This is a genomic window from Pseudomonas sp. NBRC 111143 (assembly GCF_001320965.1).
In the GTDB taxonomy this organism is placed as follows: Bacteria; Pseudomonadota; Gammaproteobacteria; order Pseudomonadales; family Pseudomonadaceae; genus Aquipseudomonas; species Aquipseudomonas machongensis.
Genome location: NZ_BCBT01000032.1, coordinates 59,613 through 65,959, shown reverse-complemented (window position 1 = coordinate 65,959; position 6,347 = coordinate 59,613). Strand labels below are relative to the sequence as shown.

The 6,347-nt window shown below is 56.1% G+C and carries 4 protein-coding genes; all 4 read right to left on the bottom strand.

Annotated features, from left to right (window positions below; all coding sequences use genetic code 11):
* Positions 1-82 precede the first annotated feature (82 nt).
* On the bottom strand, positions 83-1,432 hold the full coding sequence (locus tag APH44_RS17830) for a Wzz/FepE/Etk N-terminal domain-containing protein (protein ID WP_256216597.1): 1,350 nt from the start codon (positions 1,430-1,432) through the stop codon (positions 83-85).
* A gap of 204 nt (positions 1,433-1,636) precedes the next feature.
* The gene (locus tag APH44_RS17825; protein ID WP_054893886.1) at positions 1,637-2,680 is read right to left on the bottom strand and encodes an LPS O-antigen chain length determinant protein WzzB; all 1,044 of its coding nucleotides are present in this window, start codon (positions 2,678-2,680) and stop codon (positions 1,637-1,639) included.
* A gap of 356 nt (positions 2,681-3,036) precedes the next feature.
* Positions 3,037-4,989, bottom strand: coding sequence for an asparagine synthase (glutamine-hydrolyzing) (gene asnB / locus APH44_RS17820; RefSeq protein ID WP_054893885.1), 1,953 nt, complete (start codon positions 4,987-4,989; stop codon positions 3,037-3,039).
* 27 nt (positions 4,990-5,016) lie between these two features.
* Complete coding sequence (locus APH44_RS17815; RefSeq protein ID WP_054925720.1) at positions 5,017-6,171, bottom strand: glycosyltransferase; 1,155 nt, start codon at positions 6,169-6,171, stop codon at positions 5,017-5,019.
* Positions 6,172-6,347: the final 176 nt, after the last annotated feature.

Genomic DNA, 6,347 nt, shown 5'->3' with positions numbered 1-6,347 from the left:
CCCTAGAGGAACGACTTTAGGGCAACAGTACATGGCATGAATGAGAAATTCATGAAGACGCACAGGCTTCATCCGACAGCCTTCAGTTGACGGACAAACGCGACGCAGGAGAAGAATCCACCACCACAGAAGCTGGCAGTTCGATAGTACGCATACGATTTCGAGACCCCGTCTTGAAGGCATAACGAGCGAGAACAAACATGACCGAAATGATCCCCCCCAGCATCAACCCCGTCAATACGAAGAGCGATTTGCGAGGATAGACCGGTATTGTCGGTTCCACGGCCGGGCGATCGATATTGACCAAACGCAGACTACTCATATCCGTGTTCAATGAGGTCAACCGCAGCCGCTCAGCGCGAAGCGCTTCGGTACCTTTTACAAACAGATCGTCATTACTGCGCTCTTGCAGTTGCTGGGCCAGACGGTTCTGCTCAAGGAGCATCAGATCCTTGCGAATCTGAGCCACGCGCGGCTCGACGAAATCATCGCTGGTACGCTTGCTCAGCGCGCGCCGCTCAGCCTCCAAGGCTTCGGTTCCCATGAAGTAAAGAGGGATCTGCTGATTGGTGATTTCCGTTCGAACGATATTCCCCCCGGCTTCGCCACGCTCCTGGGAGATCGAAGACGGTGTGGAAGGCTTGCTCAACCCCAGGGAACGAGCGATATCAATCGCCTCGTTCAACTGTGCAATTCGGCTGTCACGAGAAAGCTTCAACTGAACGCGCAATGCACGAAGCTCGTCATTGAGCTGTGCACGCTGCAAGACATCCGCTTCCCGCAACTCCGCCAGGCGGGTTCGCTTGCCTGCATCGTAATCCAGGCGCGCAACAGCCAGCTGCGCATCCACCTCGCGGACACGGTTGTTGATGATGGTCTGCAAATCTTCGGAAATCTGATTGCGCTCGCGATCAATCGCGAACTGCACCAATCCATTGAGCACCTGTGTGCCGTTGACTCCTTGCGGGTAGCGCATCTCAAGCCCCACGTAAGAGGTCAGAAGATCGAGGCGCTTCGGATCAGGCTGAACGACCTTCAAGGCATGCCTGTTGAAGTCCTCAAAACCCTGCTCCTGAGTTCGGCCTGGGGTAACGAAGGCTTCCTGCAGCTGTGGATTGGTTCGGAAGTATTCGAGACGCGTCTCATAAGAGTCCAGCGAGGCACCCAGTCGCCTCAAGGCCTCCCCCGCAGACAGCGAATAGACCTGGGAGCGATTGATCGCGTCCAGATCTTTCAGACCGGCAGGCCACAAAGCGGTACCCACCTCGTACTCCGGCTTCACGGTGTACGCATAGACGACAGCCCCCAGACCGCATAACGCAGTCACGGCAATGATCTGAAGCTTTTTACGTACCAGGGCTTGAACCGCACTGAACAGATCGACTTCTGGGGGGGCAACGGGAAGAGGGTAGGTAGCGGTATGACTGCTCACGAGAACGCCTGCGCAGAGTTGGACATATCCCGGCATAGGGACTATCACTCTGCCAGCAAGCGGCGCTTAGCAACGGATTTCCCTATCCCGTAGACGATCCTGGCATTCTGACACCAAAGCCATTGGATAACCAGAAAAATCACCATGAGCGACAGGCTCTCGATCTCTATAGCCAGCCGCTCACGGCCCGCCTTCAATCCAGGATCACTGGAGCTTCCGCCCCCGGCCGCGGACGAGAAGCATATGACGGAGCAAGGCAATCAGTACCCCCAACGATATACCCGCGACCGCACCAATGATCACGATCAGGGTTTTATTAGGTTTGATCGGCACGTCAGGTGAATCAATCGCCCCATCTTGCTGGTACGACTGAACAAGCCCCTTGTCAAATTGCGCCCCGCGATAGAAAGCAACAGATTCCTGACGCTCACGAAGGCGTGCAATGAAAGGATCATCCGAAGCACGATTCCGCAAATTTTCGATCTCAGCCTGCAGCGCCTTGCTGCCACGCATATAGGTGAGGTCACCATCCATTGCAGTCGAAACACCCCCCATTACAACCGGAGGCTTTTCCAGCCCGATTGATTGCGCAACCCGCAGCGCCTCATTCAGCCGAATGATCTCGTCCTCCCGCTGCCTTCGGGCACTCTCACGCTCGGCGGCAATACCCTGGTCAATATTGTCAGCGGCCAGCAGAAAGTCCGACCTTGCGGTACTGATCATTTCCTGGGTTGCACGATCACCTGCCATCTCGATGTACCGAACCACCCACTGCGCTGCAAGTCTTGGATCGGCCTGTACAACCTTGACATATGCAAGGTCCCCGCCGCCCTTGGTGGCCAACCCGATCTCGAGCATCGCATTGAAGCGATTATAAAGCCCATTCTGGGCGCCTTGACGCTCGGCGTCTGTCAAGGTAGGGAGGTAGACACTGCGAAAAAACTCTCGCCGCAACGACTGCGATTGGAGATGCACCAGATAGACCGCATAGACATCCTTGACGGAAAAGGGCTTCAGATTACCGCCTTCCCGACCATAGTTGAGCTGAGCGATATCATTCTGCGAAGGCGGACCAACACTTGCTTTCGCCTCGTACAACGGCGTCGCAGTCATCGCGTAAACCAAGGCGGCAGCAAACACGACACACGCCGTTACAAGCAGAATCACTTTCTGCCTCCACAACGCCCCCACCAACTCGAACAGATCAATTTCATCGGCTACAGCGAAGCGCTCACGATCGTCACGCATTTATTCTAATTTTCCTTAAGTCTGTCATCTACCTGTCAAGGCAGAGCGCTTGAAGAGTGCGTCCTCCGTCCGATGGATTCTAGCGTCGTTTTTGCGCTACGCACGAAAAGAAGCTTTGAGAGGCAGCTGAAATGGAAGTTCCATGCCGCGGATGAATCCACCAGCAAAACCGCAGCCGCCCCAGGTACAAACAATACCGCCCCGGCCGTGGATATTTTCCTCCTTTATGCCGAAAGAGATGTAAGACAAGCCCCAAAAGCCTTTCCCCAAAAAAAACGAGTGCCCTCAGGCACTCGTTTGCTCAAAAAAACCACCGATGCCCCTCATCAGACATCGCTGACGACAGGAGACCGCAGTCAACTGTTCTCCTCCAGCCAAGCCTGGAAAATCAAGATATCCCACAGATGATAAGCCCAGTTACGCACTCCACTCTGGTGCTCAAGCCACTTTTGCCTGATCGGCTCAGGACGAAGGAAACCCTCACGACGCAACCTCGACTCATCAAGCAGGGCCTCGGCCCAGTCACGCAACGGACCACGCAACCAGGCATCGATAGGGATACCGAACCCCATTTTTGGACGATCGATCAATGCCTGAGGGACGTGCTTGTAAAGCACCTGACGGAGCACCCACTTCCCGACACCATCGCGCTGCTTGAGCGACTGGGGTAGCTGCCAGGCGAACTCTACGACCCGATGATCGAGCATCGGAACACGCGACTCCAGCGTTACCGCCATGGAAGCCCTGTCGACCTTGGTCAAAATATCATCAGGAAGGTAGGTCAACAGATCAAGAGCCATCATCCGCTCCACCGGATCGAGCCCCTGCAGAGACGGCTGAAGGCCTGTCAGCAATGTCTGCGGCTCCTGGGCGCCGATCACGACTTGCGCAGGGTCTGCCCAATGAGAAACCAGGCCGTGATAAAGCTCATTCACCGACGCTGCATCCAGAACCCCCGCCCCCTTGTGCAGCTTGTCACCCAAACGATGCCCGACACGAGGCAGCCATCCGAGCAGAGCATCCCAGGTGCCAGGTGAAAGCGCCTTGAGGGAGGCAGCCGCCGCCTTGCGCATCGGCATCGGCACCCGAGACAGCTTGCCCCACATATTGGCCGTCATGCTGTAGCGTGTATAACCACTGAAAAGCTCATCGCCCGCATCACCAGACAACGATACGGTCACATGCTCCCGAGCCAACTGCGAAACGAGGAAGGTCGGGATCTGCGAAGAATCAGAAAACGGCTCGTCATACATTTTCGCGAGCAATGGAATAACCGCCATCGCCTGCTCAGGCGTGACGTAGAGTTCGGTGTGATCAGTACCTAGATGCCTGGCCACTGCCTTGGCATGCTCAGCCTCGTTGTAGCCCTTCTCGTGGAAACCGATAGTGAAGGTCTTGACCGGGCGTTCGGATTGCGCCTGCATCAAGGCGACGATCGTCGAAGAATCCACACCACCCGACAGGAAGGCGCCCAACGGTACATCAGCCACCATTTGCTGAGCAACAGCGGACTTCAGCAGGGTCTCAAGCTGATCAACAGCCTCACCCGGGCTCAATTCGGCCTTTCTGTTAGCTGCGCCTTCAACCATCTTGTCGACAGCGGACCAATACTGACTGATCACGGGATCACGCTGCCGCGCGCTGACCGTAAGCATGCTCCCAGGCGGGAGCTTGCTGATCCCTTCATAGATGGAATGAGGCGCCGGAATATAGTTATGCCGCAAATATAGCGCCAAGGCATTTCGATTCACCGAAGCCCCGAAGGCGGGATGCGCACGCAATGCCTTTAGCTCGGATCCGAACAGAAACACAGCGCCACCGGCGGCCTGCTGCCATCCGTAGAACAGCGGCTTTTCACCCAGCCGATCACGGGCAAGCACCAGTACGTCGAGAGTGGTATCCCAGACAGCGATGGCAAACATCCCGATACTTTGCTTCAGGGTTTCTTCGATACCCCAGGCATCGAAGCCTGCCAGAAGCGTTTCAGTATCGGAATGACCGCGCCAGACAGACGCCAGCCCGGCCTGCTGCAATTGCTCGCGCAGAACCAGATGGTTATAGATTTCTCCATTGAAAACCATCTGGTATCTGCCGGATACAGAGGGCATTGGCTGATGACCAGCCGGCGACAGATCCACGATGGCCAGACGCCTGTGCGCTAGGCTGATACCTGACTCCAGATCAGACCACACGCCGTGATCATCCGGACCACGATGAACGATGGCATCCGCCATCTTCTTACTTTCGGCTAGCAGCGACCCTTCAGTCGACTGCCCTGTCAAATTGAGTTGCCCTGCTATTCCACACATGAGATAGATCGCGCTAATAATTGGTGATTACGCAGCACTGTCAGCGCCGCGATAAAGATCTTCATAGGCCTGGATACAGGCCTCCATCGAAAATACCCTTTCGACACGCTCACGACCTGCCTCGCCCATCCGGCACCGGTCCGGATCAAGCGCGACAGCCAGCAATGCCTGACCAAGTTCTGCGGGTGAATGCGGAGGCACAACCCTCCCGGTCAAACCATCAATAACCGCTTCGGCATTACCCCCCACTCGCGTGACCACCATTGGCAATCCGGCGGCCATCGCCTCCAGTATCGCGTTGGAGAAGCCTTCCTCATGGGAGCACAACACCCCGATGTCCGAAGCAGTCAACAGATCAGGGACGTCGTCACGGGCCCCGAGAAAGACAATATTGCTGCCCACCCCAGCCTCGACCGCACTTGCCTGCAAGAATGGGCCAAGGCCATCGTCACGCCCCACGCAAAGACAGATCCACGGCTGCTTCAGGTCCTGGCGCACGCGAGCAAATGCCTCCACAAGGTCAGAGTGCCCCTTGTAAGGGAGCAGATTGGCAACGATGGTGAAGACAAGGACCTGATCGTCCAGACCAAGCTCCTCACGAACCTGGTTACGCGGCCTCGCGTGGCGAAAACGCTCCAACGGCACACCGTTGTAGATAAGCCTGACCTTGCTACTTGGCACCCCCTCATCGAGCAAATCCTGTACGACTGCCTGGGCATTGCCACTTACAAGATCCATGCGACCGTGAAGCCATCGCTCGACCCTTGCGGACCATTTGTGCTTTTGCTGATAAAAATTCAGGCTACGGCGACTCATGATGCGCTGCACAGGAGGGCCAATCAGCGAGGTCAAACCGCCTACCAGGTAAGCGGCAGGCAAGAAGAAATGTGTCACTTGCGGGCGCATCTTCCAGTAGAGGCGATACAGCGCAATAGCCGCCAGCAGCAATTTTGCGCCCGCCCTCAACCCATTGAAACGCAATCCACGACTCAACCATGAGGGCAAACTCACACCATGGACAGGTACGCCGCCATCGATAAAGCTTTGCGCCAGAGGACCATCAGCATTCAATGCGAAAATTACAGGCTCATAATTTCGCCGGCGCAATTGCGTGGTGACACGCAATAGATGCTGCTCTGCACCGCCAACCCCCGTCGAGACCACAACGTACAGCACTTTCATATCGATTCCGCAATGCATCCATGTTTACGAGGTCGAGAGCGCCAAAGTGCGGGCGTACCGTCGACCCAGCCGATTGGCTCGAGCACCCGCAGCCCACCTTGCAAACAGCATTCAAACCACAGGACACCCCACCGTTTGCAGGTGCAGGCGATTAGAGGGAGAAAGATTAAGCGTTC